Source organism: Bacillus sp. AFS029533, assembly GCF_002585125.1.
GTDB classification, from domain to species: domain Bacteria; phylum Bacillota; class Bacilli; order Bacillales; family Bacillaceae_G; genus Gottfriedia; species Gottfriedia luciferensis_B.
Map to the genome: position 1 here is coordinate 1 of NZ_NUQC01000011.1, position 25,915 is coordinate 25,915.

At 32.6% G+C, this 25,915-nt stretch carries 29 protein-coding genes; 4 read left to right on the forward strand and 25 right to left on the reverse strand.

The window, feature by feature from the left end:
* Positions 1-171: 171 nt before the first annotated feature.
* Positions 172-381: a hypothetical protein gene (locus COE53_RS06050; protein WP_091021038.1), complete on the reverse strand. Its 210-nt coding sequence runs from the start codon at positions 379-381 to the stop codon at positions 172-174.
* 197 nt (positions 382-578) lie between these two features.
* Here COE53_RS06050 and COE53_RS06055 point away from each other — a divergent pair, with 197 nt between their 5' ends.
* Positions 579-896, forward strand: a complete 318-nt coding sequence (locus tag COE53_RS06055) for a hypothetical protein (protein WP_091021037.1) — start codon at positions 579-581, stop codon at positions 894-896.
* An 82-nt stretch (positions 897-978) separates the two neighbouring features.
* Here COE53_RS06055 and COE53_RS06060 read toward each other — a convergent pair whose 3' ends face one another.
* From COE53_RS06060 to COE53_RS06150, 19 genes are all read right to left on the reverse strand, one after another.
* The gene (locus tag COE53_RS06060) at positions 979-1,590 is read right to left on the reverse strand and encodes a YdeI/OmpD-associated family protein (protein ID WP_483295424.1); all 612 of its coding nucleotides are present in this window, start codon (positions 1,588-1,590) and stop codon (positions 979-981) included.
* Between the two features lie 280 nt (positions 1,591-1,870).
* On the reverse strand, positions 1,871-2,578 hold the full coding sequence (locus COE53_RS06065) for a nitroreductase family protein (RefSeq protein WP_098947566.1): 708 nt from the start codon (positions 2,576-2,578) through the stop codon (positions 1,871-1,873).
* Positions 2,579-2,777: 199 nt separating this feature from the next.
* A complete protein-coding gene (locus tag COE53_RS06070) occupies positions 2,778-3,200 on the reverse strand; it encodes an RrF2 family transcriptional regulator (protein ID WP_084006839.1) in 423 nt (140 codons plus the stop codon).
* Positions 3,201-3,370: 170 nt separating this feature from the next.
* Entirely contained in the window at positions 3,371-3,997 is a 627-nt protein-coding gene (locus COE53_RS06075) for a class I SAM-dependent methyltransferase (protein ID WP_069033423.1), read from the reverse strand.
* A 102-nt stretch (positions 3,998-4,099) separates the two neighbouring features.
* Positions 4,100-5,611, reverse strand: a complete 1,512-nt coding sequence (locus COE53_RS06080) for an MDR family MFS transporter (RefSeq protein WP_069033424.1) — start codon at positions 5,609-5,611, stop codon at positions 4,100-4,102.
* A gap of 159 nt (positions 5,612-5,770) precedes the next feature.
* On the reverse strand, positions 5,771-5,950 hold the full coding sequence (locus COE53_RS06085; protein ID WP_069033425.1) for a hypothetical protein: 180 nt from the start codon (positions 5,948-5,950) through the stop codon (positions 5,771-5,773).
* Between the two features lie 274 nt (positions 5,951-6,224).
* Positions 6,225-6,767, reverse strand: a complete 543-nt coding sequence (locus tag COE53_RS06090; RefSeq protein ID WP_069033426.1) for an MFS transporter — start codon at positions 6,765-6,767, stop codon at positions 6,225-6,227.
* Positions 6,768-6,771: 4 nt separating this feature from the next.
* The gene (locus COE53_RS06095) at positions 6,772-8,208 is read right to left on the reverse strand and encodes an FAD-binding oxidoreductase (RefSeq protein WP_091021036.1); all 1,437 of its coding nucleotides are present in this window, start codon (positions 8,206-8,208) and stop codon (positions 6,772-6,774) included.
* A 105-nt stretch (positions 8,209-8,313) separates the two neighbouring features.
* Complete coding sequence (locus COE53_RS06100; protein WP_069033428.1) at positions 8,314-9,729, reverse strand: PH domain-containing protein; 1,416 nt, start codon at positions 9,727-9,729, stop codon at positions 8,314-8,316.
* On the reverse strand, positions 9,722-10,201 hold the full coding sequence (locus COE53_RS06105; RefSeq protein ID WP_069033429.1) for a PH domain-containing protein: 480 nt from the start codon (positions 10,199-10,201) through the stop codon (positions 9,722-9,724). Before COE53_RS06105 ends, COE53_RS06100 begins: the two co-directional genes overlap by 8 nt.
* Positions 10,202-10,426: 225 nt before the next feature.
* Positions 10,427-11,212, reverse strand: coding sequence for a polysaccharide deacetylase family protein (locus COE53_RS06110; protein WP_069033430.1), 786 nt, complete (start codon positions 11,210-11,212; stop codon positions 10,427-10,429).
* 186 nt (positions 11,213-11,398) lie between these two features.
* Positions 11,399-11,893, reverse strand: coding sequence for a HugZ family pyridoxamine 5'-phosphate oxidase (locus COE53_RS06115; RefSeq protein WP_069033431.1), 495 nt, complete (start codon positions 11,891-11,893; stop codon positions 11,399-11,401).
* Between the two features lie 324 nt (positions 11,894-12,217).
* Positions 12,218-13,486 carry a peptidase gene (locus COE53_RS06120; protein WP_069033432.1) on the reverse strand — a complete coding sequence of 423 codons (1,269 nt, stop codon included), beginning with the start codon at positions 13,484-13,486 and terminating at the stop codon, positions 12,218-12,220.
* 6 nt (positions 13,487-13,492) lie between these two features.
* Complete coding sequence (locus COE53_RS06125; RefSeq protein WP_439097777.1) at positions 13,493-14,137, reverse strand: 3-oxoacid CoA-transferase subunit B; 645 nt, start codon at positions 14,135-14,137, stop codon at positions 13,493-13,495.
* A 14-nt stretch (positions 14,138-14,151) separates the two neighbouring features.
* Positions 14,152-14,781 carry a CoA transferase subunit A gene (locus COE53_RS06130; protein ID WP_286133816.1) on the reverse strand — a complete coding sequence of 210 codons (630 nt, stop codon included), beginning with the start codon at positions 14,779-14,781 and terminating at the stop codon, positions 14,152-14,154.
* 65 nt (positions 14,782-14,846) lie between these two features.
* Positions 14,847-16,175, reverse strand: coding sequence for an aspartate aminotransferase family protein (locus tag COE53_RS06135; RefSeq protein ID WP_069033435.1), 1,329 nt, complete (start codon positions 16,173-16,175; stop codon positions 14,847-14,849).
* 377 nt (positions 16,176-16,552) lie between these two features.
* Positions 16,553-16,849, reverse strand: a complete 297-nt coding sequence (locus COE53_RS06140; RefSeq protein WP_069033436.1) for an antibiotic biosynthesis monooxygenase family protein — start codon at positions 16,847-16,849, stop codon at positions 16,553-16,555.
* A gap of 218 nt (positions 16,850-17,067) precedes the next feature.
* Positions 17,068-17,856, reverse strand: a complete 789-nt coding sequence (locus tag COE53_RS06145; protein WP_069033437.1) for an SDR family NAD(P)-dependent oxidoreductase — start codon at positions 17,854-17,856, stop codon at positions 17,068-17,070.
* Between the two features lie 15 nt (positions 17,857-17,871).
* Positions 17,872-18,852, reverse strand: coding sequence for an MBL fold metallo-hydrolase (locus COE53_RS06150; RefSeq protein WP_069033438.1), 981 nt, complete (start codon positions 18,850-18,852; stop codon positions 17,872-17,874).
* A 323-nt stretch (positions 18,853-19,175) separates the two neighbouring features.
* Here COE53_RS06150 and proC point away from each other — a divergent pair, with 323 nt between their 5' ends.
* Positions 19,176-20,015: a pyrroline-5-carboxylate reductase gene (gene proC / locus COE53_RS06155; RefSeq protein WP_069033439.1), complete on the forward strand. Its 840-nt coding sequence runs from the start codon at positions 19,176-19,178 to the stop codon at positions 20,013-20,015.
* Between the two features lie 78 nt (positions 20,016-20,093).
* Positions 20,094-20,345, forward strand: a complete 252-nt coding sequence (locus tag COE53_RS06160) for a hypothetical protein (RefSeq protein ID WP_069033440.1) — start codon at positions 20,094-20,096, stop codon at positions 20,343-20,345.
* Between the two features lie 90 nt (positions 20,346-20,435).
* On the opposite strand, the gene cbpA is transcribed toward COE53_RS06160, so the two are convergent.
* From cbpA to rnz, 5 genes are all read right to left on the reverse strand, one after another.
* Complete coding sequence (cbpA, locus tag COE53_RS06165; protein WP_069033473.1) at positions 20,436-21,083, reverse strand: cyclic di-AMP binding protein CbpA; 648 nt, start codon at positions 21,081-21,083, stop codon at positions 20,436-20,438.
* 580 nt (positions 21,084-21,663) lie between these two features.
* Complete coding sequence (locus COE53_RS06170; protein WP_069033441.1) at positions 21,664-22,305, reverse strand: PspA/IM30 family protein; 642 nt, start codon at positions 22,303-22,305, stop codon at positions 21,664-21,666.
* A gap of 15 nt (positions 22,306-22,320) precedes the next feature.
* Entirely contained in the window at positions 22,321-22,650 is a 330-nt protein-coding gene (locus tag COE53_RS06175; protein WP_069033442.1) for a lmo0954 family membrane protein, read from the reverse strand.
* Positions 22,651-22,808: 158 nt separating this feature from the next.
* Positions 22,809-23,561, reverse strand: a complete 753-nt coding sequence (locus COE53_RS06180) for a polysaccharide deacetylase family protein (protein WP_069033443.1) — start codon at positions 23,559-23,561, stop codon at positions 22,809-22,811.
* 97 nt (positions 23,562-23,658) lie between these two features.
* The gene (gene rnz / locus COE53_RS06185) at positions 23,659-24,585 is read right to left on the reverse strand and encodes a ribonuclease Z (protein WP_091021034.1); all 927 of its coding nucleotides are present in this window, start codon (positions 24,583-24,585) and stop codon (positions 23,659-23,661) included.
* A gap of 147 nt (positions 24,586-24,732) precedes the next feature.
* Between rnz and COE53_RS06190 the strand changes: the two genes are divergently transcribed.
* Positions 24,733-25,848, forward strand: a complete 1,116-nt coding sequence (locus tag COE53_RS06190) for a BMP family lipoprotein (protein WP_069033445.1) — start codon at positions 24,733-24,735, stop codon at positions 25,846-25,848.
* Positions 25,849-25,915: the final 67 nt, after the last annotated feature.

The following is a 25,915-nucleotide window of genomic DNA, read 5'->3' on the forward strand; positions in this document are numbered from 1 at the left end:
TTTTATTGACGTAGATACATTTCACTAACTTTATTTGCGATATCCTAATTTTAATTGCAGTTTTGCCAAATTTAATTGCGTTTTTCAGATTTTATTTGCAGTCCACGTACATTTTTTATTTTAAAAATAAAAAAAGGGGAAAGGTTTCCCTATCCCTTATGTTCCCACTTTTCACTTAACAATTCCCTTAATTGCCTTAACTGCATTTCTTCCTTTGAAATAAACGAATCTTTCCCATTTAGCTAATAAACCATTTCCGTTTTCACCATTTTCAATCTGAAGCGTGTGTTGTTTATGAAATTCAGCAACTCGTTCATTACGTTTTGTATGGAAAGTGTTTAGACGCTTGTGAAGATGTAATGCATGTTTGTTTTGTCCCATATAAATTCTCTCCTCCTTTAGTTAATAGCTTAAATAGTTTATAAATAGCTAGAGCATACAATTTTCCGATTAATTTCTACTCTATTTCCCACATACTTTTACACTTTCAATAATTTTGAATACCAAGTGAAAATTACCATTATTTAACATTTTTTTATGTATTACATGTTATTATATATAGAAAGGAAGTGGATTTTATGAGAAAAAATTTTTCCATCTTAATGCTAACATTTCTGCTTTTTTTAGTAATTGGTTGTGAAAAAAATAATAACGAAGATATCCAAGCGATTGCATATGCAAGCTTAACAAGAACTGAACAGGCTGCGTTAAGTGATAAACATGGAGTCGTTAAAAAAGTAGAATCTATACCCAATCAAGCGACTTTATTTAATAAAAACTATCATAAAGATAAACTATATTCTGTTACTTTTAATGGAGATAATCCTGAAGAGAAGATCGTTATCTATATTGATACAGAGACAAACAAAAAAGTCGGAATGATTGGTGGGGAATAATTCTTTAAGCAATATAACCTCAAGAAATAAAGAGCGATATTCGTCATTAATCGCTCTTTATTTTTTATTGATTTTAATAAAACTAGTCATTTAATCCTTTTCCATCGAGAATTTGATCAATGTATTTTTCAACCCTAGACGTACGTGTTTTCGATTGTTTCGGTTGAGAAAAATAATAAATATAAGCTCTTTGACGTCCTGGCGTTAATGCTTCAAAAGCCGTTTTTAAGGTCGGGTTTTCATCTAATTTAAGTTGTAATTCTTCAGGAACTTCATAATCTGAAGTCTTTTTTAATTCCACTTGCAAACCTGCTTTTTCCACTTCAATTGCTTCTTTAATATAGTCCTTCAAAACGCTTTCCATTTCAATTATTTCCTGAATATTGGTGAATCGTATCTGACGTGCTGATTGTACATTTTCTGTTTGTTGAATCAGAATGCCTTTTGGATCTTTTAGCAACGCACCTTTATGAAACAGAAGTGCACAATATTCTTTAAAACCATGAATTAAAACGATATTTTTATTATCAAGTGTGTAACAAGGATGCATCCATTTAAAATCTTCAGTCAGTTCACAGTCAATGACGATTTCTCTTAACTTATAAAATTCTTCTTGCCACTTTTTCGCTCTCAATAAAAATGCTTCAACTTTAGGATGCATATTATTATTTGTCAGTCGATAAACACCTCTCATTAATTCCACTTTTTTAGCTTTAAATAAACATAAATTAACCTCAGAATTTTCATCCCAATAATATGATTCGTATTTCATGAAAAATCTTCGTTTTAAATTTTACTATAATGTTTTTATAATACCAATCGGATTGGCTCATTCACTTTAGTCTTAGCTAGTTAGCTCGGTCATTACTCCCCTTAAAAAAGTTATTCTTTAAACGGATGCAAATTTCCTTCAAACAAAAAAAGAACAGGTCCAAGGTTTCCCTTATCCCTGCTCTACATACTCTTCTAAGTACTTAGTACTGATCCCAAGCAACAACTTCATCTAACGTTAAACGAACTTTTTCGAAACCTGCTTTGATTCCTTTACCAACTGAAATTAGCATAACTGGTTTGAAGTTTGCTGGTACATTGAAAGCTTCTACAAATTTCGCTTGGTCAAATCCACCCATTGGAACTGTATCTAAACCTTTTGCTTTTGCTGCAAGCATAAATTGCATTGAAACTAATCCACCATCAACCATCGCAATTTTTGTTGCAATTTCTTCTGGTAAACTACCGTAGTTTTTCACGATTGATCCAACGTAGAAGTCTTTCACTTCTTGAGTCATCATACCTTTTTCAACTAATTCATCGTAAATGCGATCAGCATTTTTGTATGCTTCTGTATCACCTAAAACAGCGATTACTGCAGATGCATCCACAACTTGTTGTTGGTTATTAGCGATTGGTAATAATTTTTGTTTAGTATTTTGGTCTTTAATGACAAGGAATCTCCATGGTTGTAAATTTGAAGAAGATGGAGCTTGAACTGCAATTTCTAGTAATTCCTTAATTTCATCATCAGACATTTGAAAGCTTGGATCGTAATAACGAACTGATCTTCTTTCCTTTGCTACAGTGAAGAAATCCGTACTATCAAGTTCTTTTGGCGCTTCTTTACCAAAATCAATTTCGTTTACTTTATTTAAATACTCTTCTTTTTCAGATTTAACATTAGACATATTTAATCTCTCCTTATTTAACTGCACTATTTATAAATACAGTATATGACTTTAACTGTATAAAAGTCAACTACAGTTTATAAAAAAATAAAATCGAAACATCTTAGTTTCGACTAAATTAGAAAAAATACTAATAATTTGATTTTCAGACTGATTGCGAGCGTTTGGCGGTCAGTCTGAAACTAGTTTCGATTTTATTTTACCCATTTTCCTTTGGTAATAAGTCTGAAATTGTTTTCTTTGCAAGACCTTCAACAAGCCAGCTTTCCATCTCATCTTTTAAATCATATAAAGCAGATCGTGTAGATGGCGTAAAACATTCCTTACTATTTACATCTAAAAAGCCTTTTGAATATGGATCTGATCTCATCGCATCATAAACATCTTTTAAAGTAATTTCATTAGCACCTCTGGCTAAATAATATCCACCATCTCGTCCTTCTTTAGCTGAAATAATGCCTGCTTTAACTAAATTAGCAAGAATTTTTCTTAAAAAAGTAGATTGTGCTTCAAGTTTTTGAGCTAATACTGCGCTTGGACAAATTCCGTCTTGCTCCGCTAAAACTAATAGAGATTGCAGTGCTAGTCCAAACCATTTCGTACTAGAAACCTTATCTTTCAAGATCATTCACCTCAGTTACTAGTCTAAACTATTTTTTGAAAAAGACAACCTTATCTAAATAAATGTAATACAGGGTGAAAAAAATTAAGTGAATTTAGAAAAACCCTATGACTTTTCCTAAATTCACAATAATGATTCGTAGTTTTTAATGACAATAAGATTTGTAAGGATCATTTCTTTTGACATTTCACCATCGTAAATTTAAACGGAGGTTTACTTTCCATATTCTTATGTGGTTCAAGAATTTCGGAAACTTCGATGAGTCCATAGTTTCCAAATTCTTGTTTGATCGAGTCAGAATCATAAAAGAACATTTTTATCCCTTCCATTATTTCGAAGTAATCTTTATCTAGCTGTTTGCCCTTTCCAAACATTGGTGCATCCTTTGAAATCGTAGTAAAGATCATGTAGCCATTCGGCTTTAGCTGATTATAGCAATCTTTAATAAACTTCTCTCTCTCATGATCATTCAATAAGTGAATAAGTGCGTAACAAAATATACCGTCATAAAGCTTTTGGTCAAAAGGCATGTCTGTTACTGAACCATGAAAAATAGTAAAATTAATTCCATTTTGTCTTGCCAATTCAATCGCTGTTTTTGATATTTCAATACCTGTTACGTTTATTCCATTGTCAGTAAAAATCTTTGCGTTTCTACCATATCCAATCCCCGGAATCAATACATCCTTAACGTTCTTTTCAAGGAAAAAGTCCTTTGTTAAAATTGCAGAGTCTGAAGGTTCATACCCCCACATCATTTGATTTTCTATAAAACTCGATTCCCAAATTTCTGCCATATCTAAATCCCCTTTTAAAATCATTTAATCTACTTACCAACTTAAGTTAGATTATTGTGTTCAAAAAAAGAAAGACCAAAGGTCTTTCTTTTTTATTTCTATTTATGAAGCATTGCTCTTTGCCATTTCTTTATCTGATAAACGCTCGTTACCCATTAAGAAAATTGAAATCAATGCTAATCCTACTGGAACTAATGTCCAAAGGAATGTATGAGCAATTGATGTTGAAAACACGTCAGTAATTTTTGTCAGTATTGGCGCAGGAATCAATTTGGCAGCTTCAGGAGTAAAGGCCTGATTAATATTAGAGAAATTCTGAGGTGCGCCACTTTTTGCAAATGCATCAGCAATTTTATCTGTAAATACATTTCGTTGAATAACACCAAATACCGTAATACCTACTGTCATGCCTAGAGCACGAAGGAATGCGTTAGTTGAACTTGCAGAACCACGATTTTCATTATCAAAATGATGCATCGCAGACATACCAAGAACTGAGAACGATGCCCCTACACCAAATCCAACAATGATCATATAAACAATCACTTGGAATTTAGACGTATCAGGTGTTAAAGTACCTAAACAAATAATACCTACTAATAAAAGTACAACCGATCCAACCATGATATTACGATAACTAGTTTTATTTGCTAAAGCTCCACCAAATGCGGCAGAAATACTTACACTTACCATCATTGGTAATAAAACTAAACCAGAATTCGTAGCTGTTCCACCTTGAACAAACTGGATAAAGATTGGAATGTAAATTGTTGCAGCGATGAATGCCGCCCCATAAAATAATCCAACAAAGTTACTAGCAGCAAACAGACGATATTTAAACATACTAAACGAAATAATCGGTTCAGCAGCTTTCCGTTCAATGAATAAAAAGATAATAAGGAAAACAGCAAATCCAGCAAATAATCCAAGAATTTGAACTGAATCCCAAGCGTATTCTTTTCCACCTAGCTCAAGTGCAAACATTAAACAGATGATACTAATAACAAAAGTTGTTGCACCCCACCAGTCGATTTGTTGCTTCGTGTGGTTTTTTGATTCGATATAAAAATAACTAATTAGTCCAAGTGTTAAAAGTCCAAAAGGAATATTTATATAGAAAATATATCTCCAGTTAATATAATCTGTAATATAAGCACCAATTAATGGACCAAGAACGCTTGATAATCCAAAAACGGCACCAAAAATACCGCTCATTTTACCACGCTTTTCAACAGGAAACACATCCCAAATAATTGAAAAAGCAATTGGCATTAAAGCACTTCCACCAATACCTTGAATTGCACGGTAAATACTCAACTGAATAATCGAATTTGCTGTTCCACAAAGAATTGAACCTAAAATGAATAAAATAATTCCTAACATAAAAAATCTTTTTCTACCGTACATATCAGAAAGTTTACCGAAAATTGGCATCCCAGCCATTTCTGTAACTAAGTAAGCTGAAGTTACCCAAACAAATTTATCATAGCCACCTAAATCTTTTAATATTGTAGGCATCGCCGTAGAAACGATTGTGTTATCAAGGGAAGCGAAAAATATCCCAAGTAATAACGCAATCATAACAGGAACCAATTTTGTTTCCCTTTTTTGCATAACCATCTCTCCTTTTACATTTCAAGCATAAAAATTAATTTCAATACTGTATTCATAGCCTAACTTAAGTATTTGACTGACTTAAAAACGATATTCTTTCGAGACGCTTAGTCTAAAAAAAGAGCTAATCTTTGGCGATAATTAGCACAGCAATCAAAATCAGTCTCTATTAATGTATAAAATAGCATTACTTAATAGACCTAAACCTATTCCAATTCCAAAACCAAGAAATCCGCCTACGATTAAATGCGATGTAAAATAGCCTACACCTAAACCAATCGTTAATCCTAAAATTACAAAAGCAGCATAAAAAATTCCTACAGCTTCCTCATGTCTCATACTATATAATCATTCCTTCCATACAATTTAACTTCACATAAAGTAATAAATGTCACCATAAATACTTTAATTAATTTAAAGTTAATATAACATTGTTTCGTTACTTAAACAATATATAAATTTTAATTTATTATTTTATTTTTATTAAAAACAGTATTTTATATGTATATCATGCTACTTATTCAGTAACTTTATTGTATAAAAAGGAATACAACAACGTTACGTACAAAAATAACCCACAAAAACAAAACATTGTTGTGTTACCTTGGATACATTACTTAGGACCAGTCAGCCTCTTGTTCATTATCAATTTATAACAAAGACCAATTGCACTTATTAAGAAAAGCCAAGCTGCTAAATGAAACATAAATTGAATGTCAATTGATTCAAGTAAAGTTCCTACACCAATAATACAAATAGCTGTTACAAAAGAAGTCCAAAATAAGTAACTTCTATAAAAATCGGAAGAAGCGTTCATAAATAATTTCTTTTCAGCGATCTTGAATAACGCAGTAAATCCTCCAAATAAAACTTGCCCAATATAAACAATTTTTATATTATCGATCAAAGGAAGTGAAAAAAACAATAAACAGCAAAATAATGAATGGAATATCATTAATAAAAATGGTGAAACCCGGTCAACGAATCTGCCACCAAAATATACAACGACACTTAAACTTAATGAAAAAAGTCCATATAATAAACTAAATACGTCATACGCATCTCCTATATTCCTTAAGAAGAGTACATAATATGGAAATACTAAAGAGCTGCTAAATCCAATAATACTAAGCAATGCAATTAAAAAACGGTTCATAGGATTACTCCCCATAATTTTCATAAAAAGTATTCATAAATACATTATTTGGATCAAACTCTCTTTTCTTATTGAAAAAATCTTGCGTTTTTGGATATGCTATTACCATCTGTTGCTTAGACTGATATGGATAATACGGTAAATAATAAGTTCCTCGATGCGCCAAAGTTAGATCAGTCCACTTTTGAATTACCTCTTTTGCATATTGAACAGAATCTTTATCTTTACCGTGTTGAATCAAAACAACGAAAGCAAACATATCATCTTTTGCATAATTCATGACTGTTTCATCATCTTTTTCAACGTAACGAATCGTGATATTTAATATATTTAAATTTTCATATTGCAAATATTCTCTAACATCATCAATGTAACGAGTAAATTCATTTACAGGCACAAAAAATTCCTGTAAAACTTGTGTATCTTGACGGTCATCGAATTCCATAAACTTACTTTCAGAACGCATGACATTATTACGTGTTTCATAGTTTCCATTTAGGGAGTGAATAAAGCGATATTGAAAATCCCAAAAAAGATCTTTACCAATATCCGAAGTTCTGGACATACCTAACGCAAGCTTCGGTAAAAAAGCGGAATGATCTTCCTTCAGCTCTTGATCTGAATCGGTCATTTTACGGGATGTTGCCGTATAATTAATTGCATAAACCTTGTCTAAAAAGCTATCTGGTGCTACAGAAATCCTAGCAATATGCATTCTTGCATTTGGGTTTTCTAAAACGTTCTTCTTAAAATAATTTGGATATTTCTTATAGTCCATCGTTTTTGTTTCTACTCGATATAATTCATTATTTGTTAGTTGAAACTCTACTTCCAAAATAATTCCAAACAATCCATATCCACCTAATACATATGGGAATAATTCTTTATTCTCAGTGCGGCTTACTTTAATTACTTTCCCATCTGGTGTTAATAATGTAAACCAATTAACAGTACTAGCTAATGAGTGATTCCGAATGTCACGACCATGTGCGTTCACACTTAATGAACCACCTACTGAGAATATCTCTTGTGACTGAGTTACCTTTAAGGCAAGATGATAAGGATTAATCGCTTTTTGTACATCTCCCCATGTTGCACCACTTTGAACAATTACTGTCTTCTGAACGGGATCCACTTTTTCAACCTTATTAAATGTTTTTAAATCAATCACCACACCATCTTTATAATATGTATGACCTCCTTGACTATGTCGCTCGCCCGCAATTGAAACTGTCTTACCTTGTTTTTTTGCATCGATTACAATTTTCTTTAATTGATCTACTTCCTTTCCTTTGACTATACGATCAATTTTAGTAGGAAGAAGATGGCCAACATCATCAATTACTCCATGCCTTAATGGTGCAGGTTTATTCCACAGTGTATGTAAAACTGTCACAAACACGGTTAAGAGGAGTATTCCTACAAATATTCTTTTCCCCAAGTTCTTTTCCTCCTAATAGAAAAAATAATTTTAAGCGTTAAAAAAGACGTGCTTACACTAATGTATACACGTCTTCTATTACAATCTGCTTATTCAATATGGATATTAACTAAACCAACCAATCATTCGATTTACGTCTTTTTCATCTAAATGTCTTATCTGATACGTACGACCAAATTGGCTTGAAAGAATTGTAATGTATATAGATTTTAGTTTTACTCTTTTTTGAAGGAAACTTTGTTCACCGATCAATACTTGTATTCGCTCTTTTGGTAAAATCGCGGTTGTTCTTGATAAATAACCAGATTGAATGATCACAGTTCGATCTAATAATGTATAGCCTGCATTTCTAAATCCTAATTCCCCAATAAATATACCGATTAAAACAATGCCATAAACCCAGAAGTGAATAAATGGAAGTAATACAATTCCACTTGCTATTAGAAGAAACGTAATAATCATTCTTGAATAATACGTTTTTCGGGCTCTTTTTGGTGCTCGGTTTGTTATTTCATCATAGTTAATAGAAGGAATAAAATTTTTTAGGAATAAGTGGACATCCTTCGTTTTAATAAATGGATGTAGAACATGTCTACCTTGCTCCTGCTTATCCCCCATTCCAACAGCTTCGACGTAAACTGTAGAATAACCAAATAATTGGCGAATGATGCCTTCTTTTATAACTACTCCTTGAATTCGTTTTAACGAAACCGTAAATTCATTTTTTTCGAATAACCCTCTTGTAATAATTATTCGATCATCTTTTCTTTGGACAGTAAAGTTTGCAAATTTCAATATGTATCGAATGGTTGAAAAAATTAGGGAAAGTAATAAACTACCTAAAAATACAATAAAAAACATCATGTAAGTGAATGTTTGTATTTGATTATATATTGCCACATAAATACTATGTGGAAGTAAATCCTCGATTTGTGAAAATAATGATGCTAAAACGGCAAAAGCTAGTCCAACTTCAAAAGAAGTGATGCCAGCTAAAAAAAGTTTTCTCGTTTCAATTGTTAAACTTATATCTACTAAAGGTACTGCTTGTACACTATTTTCCTCAGCTACAACCAAACCTACTTTTTTCTTTTTAGAGTTTAATACTTCATTTTTTAATGAAAGTGCCACTTCCTTAGGTATTGCATTTAATATACCTTCAGCTTTTTTTCCACCAGCTGTCTCAATTCGTACGCTCACCACATTAAAAAGCTGTTGAACAAATCCAGCATTAATTGAAAATGACTGAATACGTTCTTTTTGAATAAATGTATTTTCGATTACAAATAATCCCGAACGAATTCTAAATTCATCTTCAGTTATATAGTAGGTAAATCGATACCATTTTATGATTGCCGAAGCAACTGGAAAAACAATCAGAACAGCAGCAAACAAATATTGAAACATTGACCCTTTACCACCTGAAACTAAAAGTATAATAAGTGGTATTAGTACGTTTTTAATTTGCTCTAAAAATACGGTAAGTATATAAGCTGGATGTTGTCTTTTTGGCTCATACATCGTCATCACTGATCCTTGCTAAGTAGATAATTTTATCTCTAAGCTTTTCTGCGATATGGTGTTCTAAGCCTTCAATTTCATGTGTGGTAGCAGCCGTGGAAATATTCACTGTAGATAAACCGTATCGACGCAGTAGTGGTCCTACTTCTGTCGTAACGTGTTGAACTCTGACCATAGGAATTACAATTCGTTTAATAACAAATATTCCTTTTTGAATTTCTAACTCATTTTCATAAATCTCATATGCGGTATATTTCAATTTAAGAGTAGGTAAAAATAAAGTTAAAAAAATAATTAACGCTATAACGACACCGATTATAATCATTAAAATAAAGAAGGGAAGTGAAAAATATCTCATAAGAAAATAATAGATAATTGGTAAAGCAACTAAAGAGATACTGCTAAGTAGCGATGTAATTCTCCATACTGACCTCATTTTAGGTGATGGTCTTTGTGATGGATTTGCTCTCATTTAATCACCTTTTCTATCTCATTAATCTATCACTTACTATATCATACCATGAGACAAACTATTCACAAACCTCCTATTTATCGACAAAGTTAAAAAAAGGTAATTTTCCCCATAATTGATGAAAAAATAATCATTTAACTAAGCAAATATCTTTAAGCTGATTAATCAATAAAAAAAGGTTAACTCATAGAGTCTAACGTACAAAGACTTATGAGTAACCCTATTTCAATCGTAATAAATAGTTTCAGATTCTCTAAAATTTACAATTACCTTAGCTTGTCCTTCTACAATCTTAGCAAATTCATCCATCGTAGTGTCATACTTAATATAGATTCTAGGTAAAAGATAGACTTCATTCTTTGTACCCTTTTCAAGATAATATTTCGGATCTGTCGCTACTGCAAATTTATAGTACTTTTTTGTTTCCTCAATTACTTTATCATTATGATAACCATAAGGATAAGAGAGCGCGATCACATCTTTTCCGGTGATTGATTGGATCTTATCTTTGGAACCTTTCAACTCATGCTTATAATCATCTATTTTCCTTAAATCCGGATGGGTTGCAGTGTGCGATTGGATTGAAAACATCCCTGAATCAGACATCTTTTTTAAGTCCGTGCTAGAAAGTCGATCCGGCCATCCAATATAATCAGATATCGCAAATATAGTTGCTCTTGGTGTAAACGTATCCGATTTCAATTTTTGAAAGATTTTTAACACATTTAAGTTATTTTTATAACCGTCATCAATTGTAATAAAGATCGGTTTCTTTACGTTATTACGGTCTCCCCATTGTTCAAAAGTTAAAGGCGTAAAGCCATGATCACGTAAATAAATCATTTGTTTTTCGAAATTCTCTGGTGAAACAAATAAATCCCTTACTCCATGACCCGTAAACTCATCGATATTATGATAAATTAAAATTGGAATTTTGTCTGCAGCATGTGTCTTTTCTGGTAACTGCATCCACAAAAATAGACATAGAAAAAATAAAGTTATCTTTCGCATATAAATCCTCCCTTTATCTTTTTACTATTTAGTGTTCCAATTTCCATTTTATCTATCATTATTTATAGTAATTTTATACTAATTGAAAAAATTATTTTACCTACGATTTAACTATACAATGATGCTTAACTTGTCTATTAATAAATTAAAGCCCATTACTCATAATGTAGTAACGGGCCTTTCTATTTAGTGGTTCATTTTAGAAGGGTCAATTTGGTTGAATGTTCCTTCAATCGGATTGATATCAAAAGCCTGACCGAATCCAGCGATAAATCGACCTTCTATTGGTGTAAGCTTGAATAACGACAGATCAATTCCTCTTAAAACCTCAATCATCTGATCTCCATGATTTTTTACAAACTTTTCAAATATGTGCTCTTTGTCCACATTGCCCACGAATTCAGGAGTACATTTATATCGAATTCGCTCTCTTGTAAATAATATTGGAGAAGTTGCTTCGTCTGCAATAATCATGATACTTATAAACTTATTGTTTTCTAAATGTTGAAAATGAGCTGCGATCTTACTAATGAAAATATAGAAGTTACCTTCGTAGATGACAAAAGGTGAATAACTAATATGCGGATCCCCTTTATGATCCATTGAATTGATCATCAACGTTTTACATTCAGATTGAAGTTTTTCATATATTTTAAATTGAACTTCTAATTGTTTTTCCATAAGCATCTCCCTTAAAGAAAATATTCCCCTAAAATTTCATGATAATAATCATCATTATCAATTATATTTCCAGAATTTTAAATCAAAATTAAAGAGCCTTAGTTACAGTTAAGGCCCTTCTATATCAAAGTTTTAGAGAGCTTTTACTCCCTTTTGACCATTCATTTGAAGAAGTGATTTGTTTATTCATATCATCCTCTTCAATCAATGTCTATGTTCGTCAATATTTACATTTTTATAGTATAAAAGCTCAAATTATTTCCGTGAAAATATTTTGGGACTTCGTTTTCATTTGTGTTCTACTTGTTTTGATAAAATACTTCTTTATTCATCTACCCCACACCAATCTAGTAAAGTGTAGGCAATTACCTCCGCACAACGAAATAATTCATCTAGATCAATGTATTCATTTGGATAATGTGCAACCTTTGTTTCCCCTGGTCCAAACACAATCGTAGGTATTTGTTTGATTTGTGTAAATAATCCACCGTCCGTCCCCCATGGAGAAGCTTCAATAATCGGTTCATTTTTATAAACATAACGATAAGATTTCTTGAGAGATTCCATAAATGGATGCTCAAGATCGATACTACCTGGTAACCATCTTGCTCCGAAAAATTCAATCTCAACCGGATTTTCAATAAACCAATCATCTATTAATGAGAGTGTTTTAAGCCACCTCGTTATTTCAAGTTTAGCTTCTTCAATTGTTTCATTTGGTGAAACACCTAGTCTTCCCTCAAGAGTAACTAAATCGGAGACTGAGGAGGGCCAAGTACCCCCATTTATTTTTCCGATATTAATTGGTATTGGAATTGGCACATTTTTGTAAAGTGGATCATCTAGTAGTCTTGTATTTCGAACTTTTTCTAATTGATTTATATGATTTATAACCATTATACTTTTTTCAATTGCACTAACTCCTTCATACCTCGTTCCACCGTGGGCAACTTTACCTTTTACTTTTATTCGAAACCAAACACTGCCTTGTTGTTTCGGAAATATTTTCATTTTAGTTGGTTCTGGAATAAGGACAGCATCTGCAACGTATCCCCGTAATATTGTTGCTAGCGTACCTGCCCCTCCGCTTTCTTCCTCAATAACACTTTCAAAATAGATATCGCCTTTAAGTGGAATATTACATTTTTTTATTGCCTCAATCGCAAATAATGCAGCAACATTTCCACCCTTCATATCTGTTGATCCCCTACCAAATAAGCGATTTCCTACGATTGCACCACTATACGGATGGCGCTCCCAACCACTTATTTCACCTTCAGGAACCACATCAATATGTCCATTTAATATAATCGATCGACCATTTCCTGTTCCCTTTAGAATTGCAACGATATTCGGACTATCTTCAAATGAAGTTCGTTCTGAAATAAAATAGGATGATTTTGTTAATTCCTCAATTGTCGGCTCAAAACGATCAATTACTAATCCAAGATTCTGTAAATAATTTGAAACAATTTTTTGAGCAGCAGCTTCATTTCCTGAAACACTTTTTTCACGAACAAGATTCTGAAGTAATTCAATTGCCTTGTTCTTATTTTTTTGAATGTAGTCATTAATTTTAGCTTTCAAATCCAATTTTGATCACTCCCAACGATGAACAACAACATTTGGGTTCACAAATAGTGGAGCACCAGTTTTCTCAATCACATCGCTGACTAAATATGGAGACATTACTTCATTTAACCAAAGCTCTCCACTTTCTTTTTTAACTTCAATTACGGCCATTTCAGTAATGATTAAATCTACGCAACTTGGAGATGTAAGAGGAAGTGTACAATCAGAGACTATTTTTGGGTCACCATTTTTATTAGTATGGTTCATTAAAACAATTACTTTTTTTGATTTTTGAGCTAAGTCCATTGCTCCACCAATTCCTGGCACTCTTTTACCAGGAACAATCCAATTTGCTAAATCACCATTTTTACTAACTTCAAGAGCACCTAGTACTGTTAAATCTAATAAACCTTTTCGAATAATCGCAAAGGCTATGCTGCTATCAAAATAACTAGAACCTGGAATTAATGTTACAGGTAATCCTGCAGCATTACATAAATTCTCATCTTCTTCACCCTTTTGTGGAGTAGGACCTAAACCTAACACGCCATTTTCTGCATGGAACATTACTTGGCAATCATCTGGTAAGTAATTTGGGATAAGTGAAGGAATTCCAATCCCAAGATTCACTATCATACCGCTCTTTACTTCTTTTGCTGCACGCTTTGCCATTATTTCCCTAGGATTTATTTTTCCCAAACCCACTTCCAATTCACCCCTTCCGATTGAACGATGTGGTTTACAAAAGCGCCAGGTACGATAATTTCTTCAGGTTCTAATGCTCCTAAAGGAACAATTTCATCAACTTCGGCAATAGTGATTTTTCCGGCCATTGCTACATAAGGATTCGTATTGCGAGCACTTTTATCAAAAACTAAATTCCCAAAAGGATCTGCTTTCTTCGCATATACAATTGAAACATCTGAAATGAGAGGAGTTTCAACTAAATACTCTTTTCCAAATACATTCACCCTCTGTTTATCAACATCTATTACACTATCAATCCCTATATCTACTAAAACGCCACCTAATCCAACTCCACCCGCTCGTATCCGTTCGATAAAAGTACCTTGAGGGCTGAACTCTATTTCTAACGTACCATCTGTCATTTGCTTTCCAGCATTCGGATTTGATCCGATATGCGTTGTAATCATTTTTTTTACTCTTTTAGCCGTCACTAATTGTCCGATCCCAACATCAGGAAAACCCGTATCATTTCCAATTAGAGTAAGATCTTTCACACCTTTCTCTAAAATGCTCCTTATTAATGTTGGTGGATTACCGATTCCTCCAAACCCACCGAACATTAACACCATATCATCTTTAAAATAAAGCAAAGCTTCTTCAATACTAATGATTTTCCCGAAAGTATTGATTGCCATTATTTAATCTCCTTTGCTTCTTGATTTAGCTCATTAAATACTTCCTTCAATAAAGTTAGCAATTCATTTACTTGCGCATCAGTAATGACTAAAGGTGGAGAAAGCAAGAAACTATTTTCAGATCTTCCATATGGACCACTAACAGATGGATACAGTAATAATCCATGATTTTTGGCAATCTCAATTACACGATTTGTTACACTTTTACAATCAAACAGATCATCATTTATTTCAATACCGATCAGTAGTCCTTCACCCCTGACATCGAAAAGAAAAGGATACTCTTTCTGCCATTCTTTTAGTTTTAATTTAATCTTTTCACCTTGTATTTTAGAATTTTGTACTAATCCGTTTTTTTCGACATAGTTTAAAACGGCTAAAGCTATACTTGCAGAAAGAGGATTCGCACTAAACGTATGTCCACTCATAACAAGTCGACTGCCTTCTAAAATTGGTTGCATTACACGATCACTTGCGATTGCTGCAGCAATAGGCGTATAACCAGCCGCCAATCCCTTACCAAGGACTAATAAATCGGGTACACAACTCCAATGGTTCATTCCGAACATTTCTCCAGTTCTACCTATTCCCGTCATTACTTCGTCCGCAATAAGTAGGACATCGTGTTTATCACAAATTTCTTTAATTTTTTCATAATATCCTTTTGGAGGAGTTAACGCAGCTCCTGCCGCACCAACAATAGGTTCAGCTATAAATGCTGCCACATTTTCCGAACCCAATTTCTGAATTGTACGATCAAGTGCAGTCGCACAAAGTAACCCACAACTTTCAGGCTCTAATTCAAATGGGCACCTTTTGCAATACGGCGCTTCAACCATAGGATAATCCTCTAGTAAACTAGTAAAACGTTTCCTCCTTAAAGGGTGCCCTGACATAGATAAGGATCCGATGGTGATACCATGGTAGCTCATGCTTCTTGATATAATCTTCGTTTTCGTATGAATTCCTCTTTCTTGAAAATGCTGTATTGCCATTTTCATAGCTGTTTCAGTTGCTTCAGTACCACTATTAACAAAAAAACTCCAGTTTAAATCCCCAGGTGTTAGCTGAGCTATTTTTTCAGCTAATTGTTCTGCCGCCTCACTCGTAAACTGTGATCTATAAACAAATGCCACTTTAGAGGCCTGTTTTACCATTTCATCAATTATTTCCTTAACACCATGACCAATACTTGCCGCAACTGCACCTGAAGAACCATCAATATATTTCTTTCCTTGCTTGTCCCATAGGTAGATAGTTTCTCCTCGATCAATTGTCGGATAACAATCACCTACAAGTGGTTTTATTAAATAATCCCTTTTAGTCATACTATCCCACCATCTTTCACTTAGATCTCATTACTATATATATAGTTGAAAGCGCATGAAGTTAGACTAATGAAAAACAATAGGGTTTACTTCGAATAAAATTATGAGGTGTATAGAAGCAAGATTGAAATATTAACGAGGCGTAAAACAATTTAGTATTATTAAAAATTGAAAAGCAAATAACAAATAGAAAAGGTTTAAATTAATTTAAATAAAGCTACGCTAAATTTAAATGTTGATTGCAACTGAAAAAGACCACAAAAATGTGGTCTTACTTTACTTTATGTAACGAACAATTGCGTTAGCCGACCATGGATTAATAATTACCTCAGTCCATGGAAGTTTATAACTTACTTCAATAGTTGTCGAAGAAACATCTACAAAAATTTCACCATTTCAAAATGTTCCACTGTTGGAAATGGGTCGTAAAAATGATGAAGCTGCTTTTTCCAATCTTGGTATTCATTAGATTGCCTAAATCCAATTGTATGGTCCTCCAATGTTTCCCACTGCACCAATAATAGATATTTCCCTTTTGTTTCCATGCATCGTTGTAATTCATGAGACATGTACCCTTTCATAGAAGAAATAATTTTTGATGCTTCTCGAAAAGCTTCTTCATATTGTTCCTCCATACCTTCCTTAACATATAGCATAGCAGCTTCCAATACCATTTAATCACCCCTAATTATTTTGATCTGACTTTATATTATTCGGCAAAACTTTAATCTCCACCTTTAAGTGTAATTAATCCACTAATCTACTAATTAGTTGAATAACAAAAACAACATTATTCTTTAATACAGAACAAAATAAAAAGAGCTTCGAGAAAATTACCTCTCTTAGCTCTTTTTTCTATCATCATTTAAGCAGTCTCTATGAACAGCTTCTGTTATTTTTTATTTCCGAATTTCATCATTAAATAATAACTTACTTTAGGGAATACTGAATAAACTTTTGCTCCAAATCCCATCCATGAAGGTAAATCGATTTCATGAACATTTTTTCCAATTAAAGAAATAACTTTCGAAGCAACTTTTTCAGGGTCTAGCATCATTTTTCGAACAGATTTTGCGTACGATCCTGACTCATCTGCTATATCAAAAAACGGTGTATCCATTGGACCTGGATTTATATTCGTAATATAGATACCGTCTTTTTCAACTTCTTGTCTTAAGGCATTGCTGAAACCTAGTACTGCATGCTTAGAACCTGCATATGCTGCAGCCTTCGAAGTTGCAATCTTACCAGCTAAAGAAGCGATATTAATAATATGCCCCTTCCCTTTCAGCTTCATAGACGTAAGGGCAAGCTTTGAACAAATCATGACTCCAAATACATTGACATCAAACATTTGCTTCATATCTTGAAGTGACATTTGTTCAACCGTTTGAAATAGACCATACCCTGCATTATTTATTAAAACATCGATTCCATCAAATTGTTCCTCGATCTGGTGAAATGCATCGTATACTGCATTTTCATCTGTCACATCTACAACAAAATAATGACATTTAACTGGAAAATCTTCTTGTATTTTTGCCTTTAAGTTTTTTAGCTCTGTTTCTCTTCTAGCAATTAAGACGATATTAGCGCCTTGTTTTGCTGCAGTTAAAGCTAAATCTTTCCCAAGACCACTAGAAGCACCTGTTATTACTACCGTTTGGTTACTTAACCTCAAAAATTCCCACCTCTATTATTGACTGACTGAATGCTCATTCGTTTTATACTCAAGTATACCATCATTTCGTTCATTTAAACTAATAAAACCTAAGTTTTCCAGATAGTCTAATTGACCAATTGTTTCAGATATAGTAAGTGAAAGTTGCTTTTGATAAACCTTTGGAAATAACATTTGGCAAACTTCATATGCAGTTAACGGTTGTTTTTTAATCATTTCATATACTTTTTCAGCTCTAGCTTTTTGCTTTTCTAATCTACTTTTTACTAACCCTTTAATATCGATAACTGGTTCACCATGTCCAGTATATAATTTTGTAATCGGAAGTTCTGCTATTCTTTGTAAAGAGTGATTGTATTGTAATAATGGTTTTACACGTTCGGTTTCACCATTTAATGGAGGCTCTATGATTGGGTTTGACGAAACTTTATCTAATAATAAATCTCCTCCAAATGCAATGCCATCATCCTCACTAATTAAAGAAATGTGAGAAGTTGCATGACCAGGTGTGTACAATACTTTCAACCCAAAAATACTATCAATTCGATCGCCTTCATCGATCGTATGAGTTAAAGAACGAATACTAGTATATGGCATTTTCTCTGTTGTTCGTGGCATTCTTTGTACATATTCTTGTGGTACACCGTATAATAGCGCATTTTCAATAAAATACTCATTATAGTAATTTAAAAATGATTCGTCCTGGGTTAAATATGGAATATTTCGTTCATGACCTAATATTTTTACATCCTCATTAAACTCCTCTAATAGTCCTGCATGGTCTGGATGATGATGAGTTAAAATGACTTGTTCAATATCTTCTAATTTATACCCTAATTTATCTAATTCACTTTTAAGTGCATCTAATGTATCTGGAGTATTCGTTCCTGTATCAATTAAAGTCAATAAATCTCCTTCAACTAAAAAAACATTTACAGTATTCATTGCATACGGTACCGGGAGTGTAATTTGGTGAATCTTATCTTCAGGGATCATACTTATTCCTCCTTATCTGAATCTTCTTACAGTTAATTCTAATATACATTTAAAAAAATAAAAACAAAGATGATTAGAATTTTACATTAATGTAAAGACAGAATCTAGAATGTACAGAAAACACGGGGACGGAAAAGGAATTAATCGTTACAAAACTTAGAAAAATTTCCTAATTACTTCTTTTCTCATTAAAATTTTCCCTTCAACTAAAAATTATTTAAAAATATTTTTGAAAAATTATATAAAAGTAATATGTCAACAAGGAATATAGCATTTATTTCTCTAATATAAATATCTATTACAATAGAGGTGAGGTGAATGTAATGTTTCTAGGCAAAGTTGCGTTTATTGGTGCAGGTAGTATTTCAGAAGCATTAATTGCAGGGTTAATAGATAGTGGGTATATTGAGAGTGATCAAATTGCGATCACTAATAGGGAGGATTTAGAGCGTTTAGATAGTTTACATACAAAATACGGTGTATTAGCTACTACTAACCGTCAGTTAGCAATCTCTGGTTCAAGTGTAGTTTTTTTAGCGATGAAACCTAAAGATGTTACAGTCGCTCTTGATCAAATTAAAAGTTTTTTCAATGAAAAACAATTAATTATTTCCTTAGTAGCAGGTGTTACAATCAATACAATTAAACAGTTACTAGGAAATGAAAATCTGAATATTGTTCGTGCAATGCCTACTACGTCTTCACTCGTTAGGAAATCTGCTACAGCACTTGCTTATCCAGATGAAGTTCCTTTTGAAAAAGTGCAAACAGCAAAAAGATTATTTGAGCGTGTTGGTATTGTCGCTAAAGTTGAAGAAGACGAATTACATGCTATGACTGGATTATTTGGTAGTGGTCCTGCCTATATATATTATGTCATCGAACAATTTGAACGAGCTGCAATGGCACTAGGGATCCATCGTGATATTGCCAAGCCATTTATTCAACAAACTTTAATGGGCTCGATTTCAATGCTTCAAGAAACGAATAAATCTCCATTGACATTGAGAAAGAAAGTTACAAGCCCAAATGGCACTACTCAAGCTGGAATATCTGTTCTTGAAGACCGTGAAGTTGCTAATTCATTTTTAAATTGCTTTATTGAAGCAACTGTTCGATCACGTGAGATCCAAGAGGAATATGAAAAAATTAATAAAATTTAATCTGCTTGTCATGACTCTCTTCTTTAGGTAATAAAATGATACAGGTAACTGTGTTGTCCTAAGGGGGAGAGTTTTCTGATGAAAATAACAAACCGTAGTGTATTACGAGCAAGTATTAAGCGTATTCTCATCACAATTGCTTTAATCGTCACACTAGTTTTAATTGTTGGCTTTCTAACAATCAGTTATGTTGTTGGCAATTCAATGGTAGAAGCAAAAGGCAAACCACTTAGCTACCCTCAAAAGGTATCAACTCTCTTACTATTAAAATTCGATTCATTAAAGAAAAATAAAGAATCAAATCATGAAGTACATAAAAAGCTAAATTAAGGGTTTAACTAAGTTCAAGCCTGAACTGGCATCATATTTTAAAAAAAAGAGCAAGGGACTCTATATTGATCCCCTTGCTCTTCTTTTTAATCATTTTTGAGTTGCATGACTTGTTGAAACTTCTTCATGCATAATATGAAACTCTTTTTTAATAATATCTTTTTTCAACTTAATATAATCGTCTTCACTAATAGTTGGTGGTAGTGTAATTAAAATTCTTCGATAAACCGAATCACTATCTAGTGTAATACAGCTCTTCAAATTAGAATATTTATTTACAAGCTTAGCTAATCTTGCTAATGCACCTTCATGTTCCATCGTACTAACAGTTAATGAATAACCGCCGTCTTTTAGTCCCCATGCTTCTTCTAATAATTCAAAAACTGTTTTATGCGTTAAAATTCCTACAAATTCATTTAGATCGTTTACTACTGCTAAATAAGGAAAACGTTTAATCGTAAAGAATACTTTGAAAAATGGTGAATCCTCCTGAATTGGTGGACATTCTTTGCGCACAAAATCATTTACTGTCTTGCCTTGCAAAGAATCGTTATCTACTAAATACTCAGCTAAATCCACACGATAAAGATTTCCAACATACTCTTTATCGTTTTCACTTAAAACTGGAATACATCGATATTTTGTTTTCTTTAAAAGATCCCAAGCAAACTGCGCCTCAGTCGAAACCATACAATGAACTACATCATGTTTTTTTACGATATTACCTTTAATTCTCAATAATAACCCTACTTTCAAATTTATTTTACTAGTCATTCTTAATTTTTCTCTTTTAAAAACACCTATACAAAAATAAAAACTCCATCAAGTCGCATGATTTGAATAAAAGCACTGTTAAAATAAATGGATTCCATTAACCGCCCCACATTCCAAAGATTGAAACTCTAAAAACCTCCTTATACGCTCCTCATTGTTGGATCTTTTGATGTTGAATTATGTGGGAATCTTACGAATCTTACTTTAATAAATAACAATGTCTTTTAAAACGATCTCGAAGCCTTTCATAACTAATTCGCCCTTTCTCAAAATCTACCTTTTTTGTTTGATAAACTAATTCTAAATTTTCAAATAATTTTACAATACTATTTAAAGTCAACATCCTATCTATATTATTTAAAGAGAAATTTATTCCAAAATAATCAAAAAACAGACAAAAAATTGGGTTCATGAGGTACTTATATTGCCTTTTCTTGTAATCTACTTCCTCATAACAGGTTCACGAGGTACTCAAAATGCTCTTTCAGCCTTTTTAAATCCACAAAAAAAGAAGAGATTGGTGATCTCTTCTTCTCAAAAACGATTATGCTTCTTGCTTTACTTTATTTGTCAGTTCTTTTTTTAATAAGTCAATTTTGTAATCAAATGATTGTAGATCAAATTCTGAACGAACTCTTAGCTCTAAATCACGAATTTGTTTTTCAAAGTAGTTGAAGTCAATTGATGGCATTTTACTATTAAGTAAATGGTGAGTTTCATTTATTTTTTTTGTCGCGTGAGCCATGTTTTGACGAGACATTAAGTCATATTTTTTCGTATGAAGCTCTTTTAGCTTTTTTTCAATTTGATTAACTTGCTCATGCATAAAGCTAATTTCTTCTTCTGTTTTAGCGATTAATGTAACAAACTTTTCAGCTTGTTCTTTATAAAAAGCAAGATCTTCAGTTGCACGTTTGATTAACTCTTCGGCACCCGCTTCATTAGCAACCTTTAATTGCTCTTCACGTTTTTGCACCATTTGAAGTGCTCCCTCACGTTCGACTTGGAATTTCGTACGTAATGAGTAATGTCTTTCAAGTAATCCCCTTACTTTTCCTAATTCACTTTCAGATTGTTTAATGAAGTAATTTAATTGTGAGATAGGATTTTGTTGTTCTTTCTCATCTAATAAGCCATGTAAATCCGCTGAGATTTGATTTTTAATACGAGTAAATAAGTTTTTCATAATCATACACTCCTCTTATTTTATAGGGTTAAAATTTTCATCATAAACATTAAATTCATCATCTTTAAGTTTTTTTTGATTTTTATAATCTTTATATAGGTAATAAAGCAAAATTGCTGCTGCTGCACCTATTAAAGAAGGAAGACCACCTATTGCAATCGATAAACCGATTAATCCAATAATTGTCCAGATGATTTTCATTAAAATCGAATCTGTTTTCATAAACTTTTTAAAACTGAAATATGTGATTACTAACCCAAGTGCTAAAGTAATCAAGCCACCTAAATTCGCTAAAGCAACTCCAATTAATATTAGTACGAGGATAAAAGTTAAGAACTTCTTCATGACCTCGTCGCCTCCTTTCAACTTATACTCTTATCTTATACAAGTTTTTATATCGGAATAATGGCCTGAGGAATGGTTTTATATCAGACTTAAGAAGTAGAAGTACAAGACAAACAAAAAACCAGATCAATTTTGGTTACCCATTGATCTGGTTCTGACTAAAAATTAGGAAGTTTAACTCCTGCTTTTAATTGTAATAATTGTGATACCGTTACAAACTGATAGCCCTGCTTTTGAAGAGCTGGTAAGATTTGCTTCAGTGCATCGACAGTTTGACTACGGTCCCCCCCGTGATCATGAAAAAGAACAATATCTCCTTTTCTAGTATCTTTTAATACATTTGATACGATTTTATATACTCCAGGATTTTGCCAATCAAATGTATCCTGATGCCAAGACCACATAACAGTTAAATAGCCAAGATCATGCACGGTATTTATTGAACGCTCACTATAGTAACCAAATGGTGGTCTAAATAATACTGGTTCGACATGGGTTGCAGCTATAATTGCATCATGAGTTTTATGTAATTGATCTCTTATTTGTTCATCAGTTAAATACTGAAGTCTAGCATGCGTATATGTATGATTCGCAACTTCATGACCTTCTTTTATTTCTCTCATTACAACTTCAGGAAATTTCGCAACTCTCTCACCGACTAAAAAAAATGTAGCTTTAGCATTATACTTCTTTAACAAATCTAAAACTTCTGGGGTATATTCATCATTCGGCCCATCATCAAATGTAATTGCTATTACTTTCTCTTTTACAGGTACCTCCCAAATAGCAGTACCTTGTTTTTCATAGTAATATCGATTTTTACTTTCAGCTGATGCATTAATAGAACTGTAAAAAATAAATTGGAAACTAAAAATTAATAAAAGGATAACTTTTAACTGTTTCAAAGCCATGACCTTCCTTTTACACAGAATACTTATATCATGTCTCTAAACGATTCTTTTATGTAAACTTCTCAACTTTTTAAGCTTTTGCATCTTAACTGAAAATTTAATCATTTCTTGTGATATCGTATTCATCAAAATCATTCACGATATACGTATGATCAAAGATTTCACGTGCTTCATCTAACAATTTTTTTGAAGCTTCCCCTTGATATCTTGCACTTATATGTGTTAAATAGAGTGTTTTAATCCCCTCACATTTAGCAACTGTTGCAATTTGAGTACTTGTAGTATGGAAATAATCATAAGCATGAGCTGTTTCATCGTCTGCAAAGGTTGATTCATGAACTAATACATCCATACCTCTTGCAAGCAAATTACTTTTATCAGTTATACGAGTATCCCCTGCTATTGCAATGCGTCGACCTTTTTTTGAAGATCCAATAAAATCCTTACCATTTAAAATTCTTCCATCCTCTAAAGTTACTGTCTTCCCTTCTTTTAGGAATTTATAAACTGGCCCTGGCTTTACACCAATTTTCTTTAATTCCTCTACGTTCAATTCTCCAGGTAAATCCTTTTCAATAATTTGATAACCAAATGATTGAATTCCATGTTCAAGTTCTACTGCTTGAACAATAAATTGGTCATCTTCAAAAACGATCCCTTCAGAAATTTCAACGTAATGAATCGGATATTTTAAGTAAGTACCACTAATTTTAAAGCTAGTTTCCACATAATCCTTTAACCCTTTAGGTCCATAAATTGTTAATAAATCTTCTCCACCTAAGAAAGTTCTACTACTTAATAATCCAGGCAATCCAAAGATATGATCACCATGGCAATGAGTAATAAAAATCTTCTCGATTCGTCGTGGCCGAATAGACGTATGTAATATTTGATGCTGTGTTGCTTCACCACAATCGAAAAGCCATGTTGCTCCTCTTTCCTCTAAAAGCTGTAATGCAATACTTGTTACATTCCTACCTTTTGATGGCATTCCTGCTCCCGTTCCTAAAAATACAAGCTTCACGTTAATGCCTCCATCTTAATCATTTCTAATTGTTACAGTACCACTTGTCTATTAAATTGCCAACACTTTAAAGAATGATTTATGAATTGATTGGGAAATTTACACAATAGAGCTTAGTTTTTTAAATATAATATATGGAGGAAAACAATGCGAAGACGTTTTTTCCAAATCGCCACTGTCTCACTAATTGCTAGCCTTACTTTAACCAGCTGTGCTAATCGAAATAATAATATAAGTGCATCGGAGAAAGAAAAAGAAAATGATTTTAAAATTGGAATTGTTATGGGTAAAACTGAAATTCACGATAAAGGATTTAACCAAGCAGTTTGGGATGGAATTATAGAAACTGGAAAGAAACATGGTTGGAAAGAAAATAAAAATTATGTAAAAACAGATGCTCCAACAGACAAAGCAGCAAAAAAAGAATTAATGAAGTATGCAAAGAAAAAATATGATTTAACATTTGGAATAGGCTATTCATTTCAAAAAGCCATCTCTGAAGTTGCGAGTAAAGAAAAAAAATCGGACTTTGTCATAATTGATGGGATTGTTGAAAAACCAAATGTTGTTAGCGTTACCTATCGTGAAGAGCAGTCAGCATTCCTCGCTGGTATTGCAGCTGCGATGAACACTAAAACGCATAAGATCGGATTTATTGGTGGTACAAAGGATCCATTTATTAAAAGATTTGAATATGGTTTCAAAGCAGGTGTTATGTCCGTGGATCCAAAAATAAAAGTATTGACGGAATTTGCAAATTCATTTGATAAACCTGCAGACGGAAGTAAATTAGCAAAAACCTTATACAATGATAAAGGTGTAGATATTATTTTCCAAGTAGCAGGAAAAACAGGATTAGGTGTATTTACTGAAGCTAAAAAATTAAAGAAAAATGGCAAAAAGGTTTGGGTTATTGGTGTTGACCGGGATCAATATAAACAAGGATTACCGGAAAATGTCACCCTAACATCAGCAATTAAACGAATTGATAAAGGCGTAGATGAAGTAATCACCAAGTCATTAAAAGGGAACTTTCAAGGTGGACGCATTTTGAGATGGGGTATTAAAGAAAATGGCGTTGATCTTGCAAAAACAGATAAGAATTTAAATAAAGATACAAAAGAGCAAGTTGATTTATATAAAGCAAATATAAGAACAGGTCATATCGAAGTACCAGAAACAAAAAAGGATTTTGATAACTTCTCTCCTACAAAGCCTGAAAAAGCAGAAATTAAAAAGAAAAAAGTAAAAATTGGTAAATAAAAAAATCTTGTCCAATTATATGAATATTCTGCATATAGTATAGTACCAACAAAAAAGTTAGGTGTGA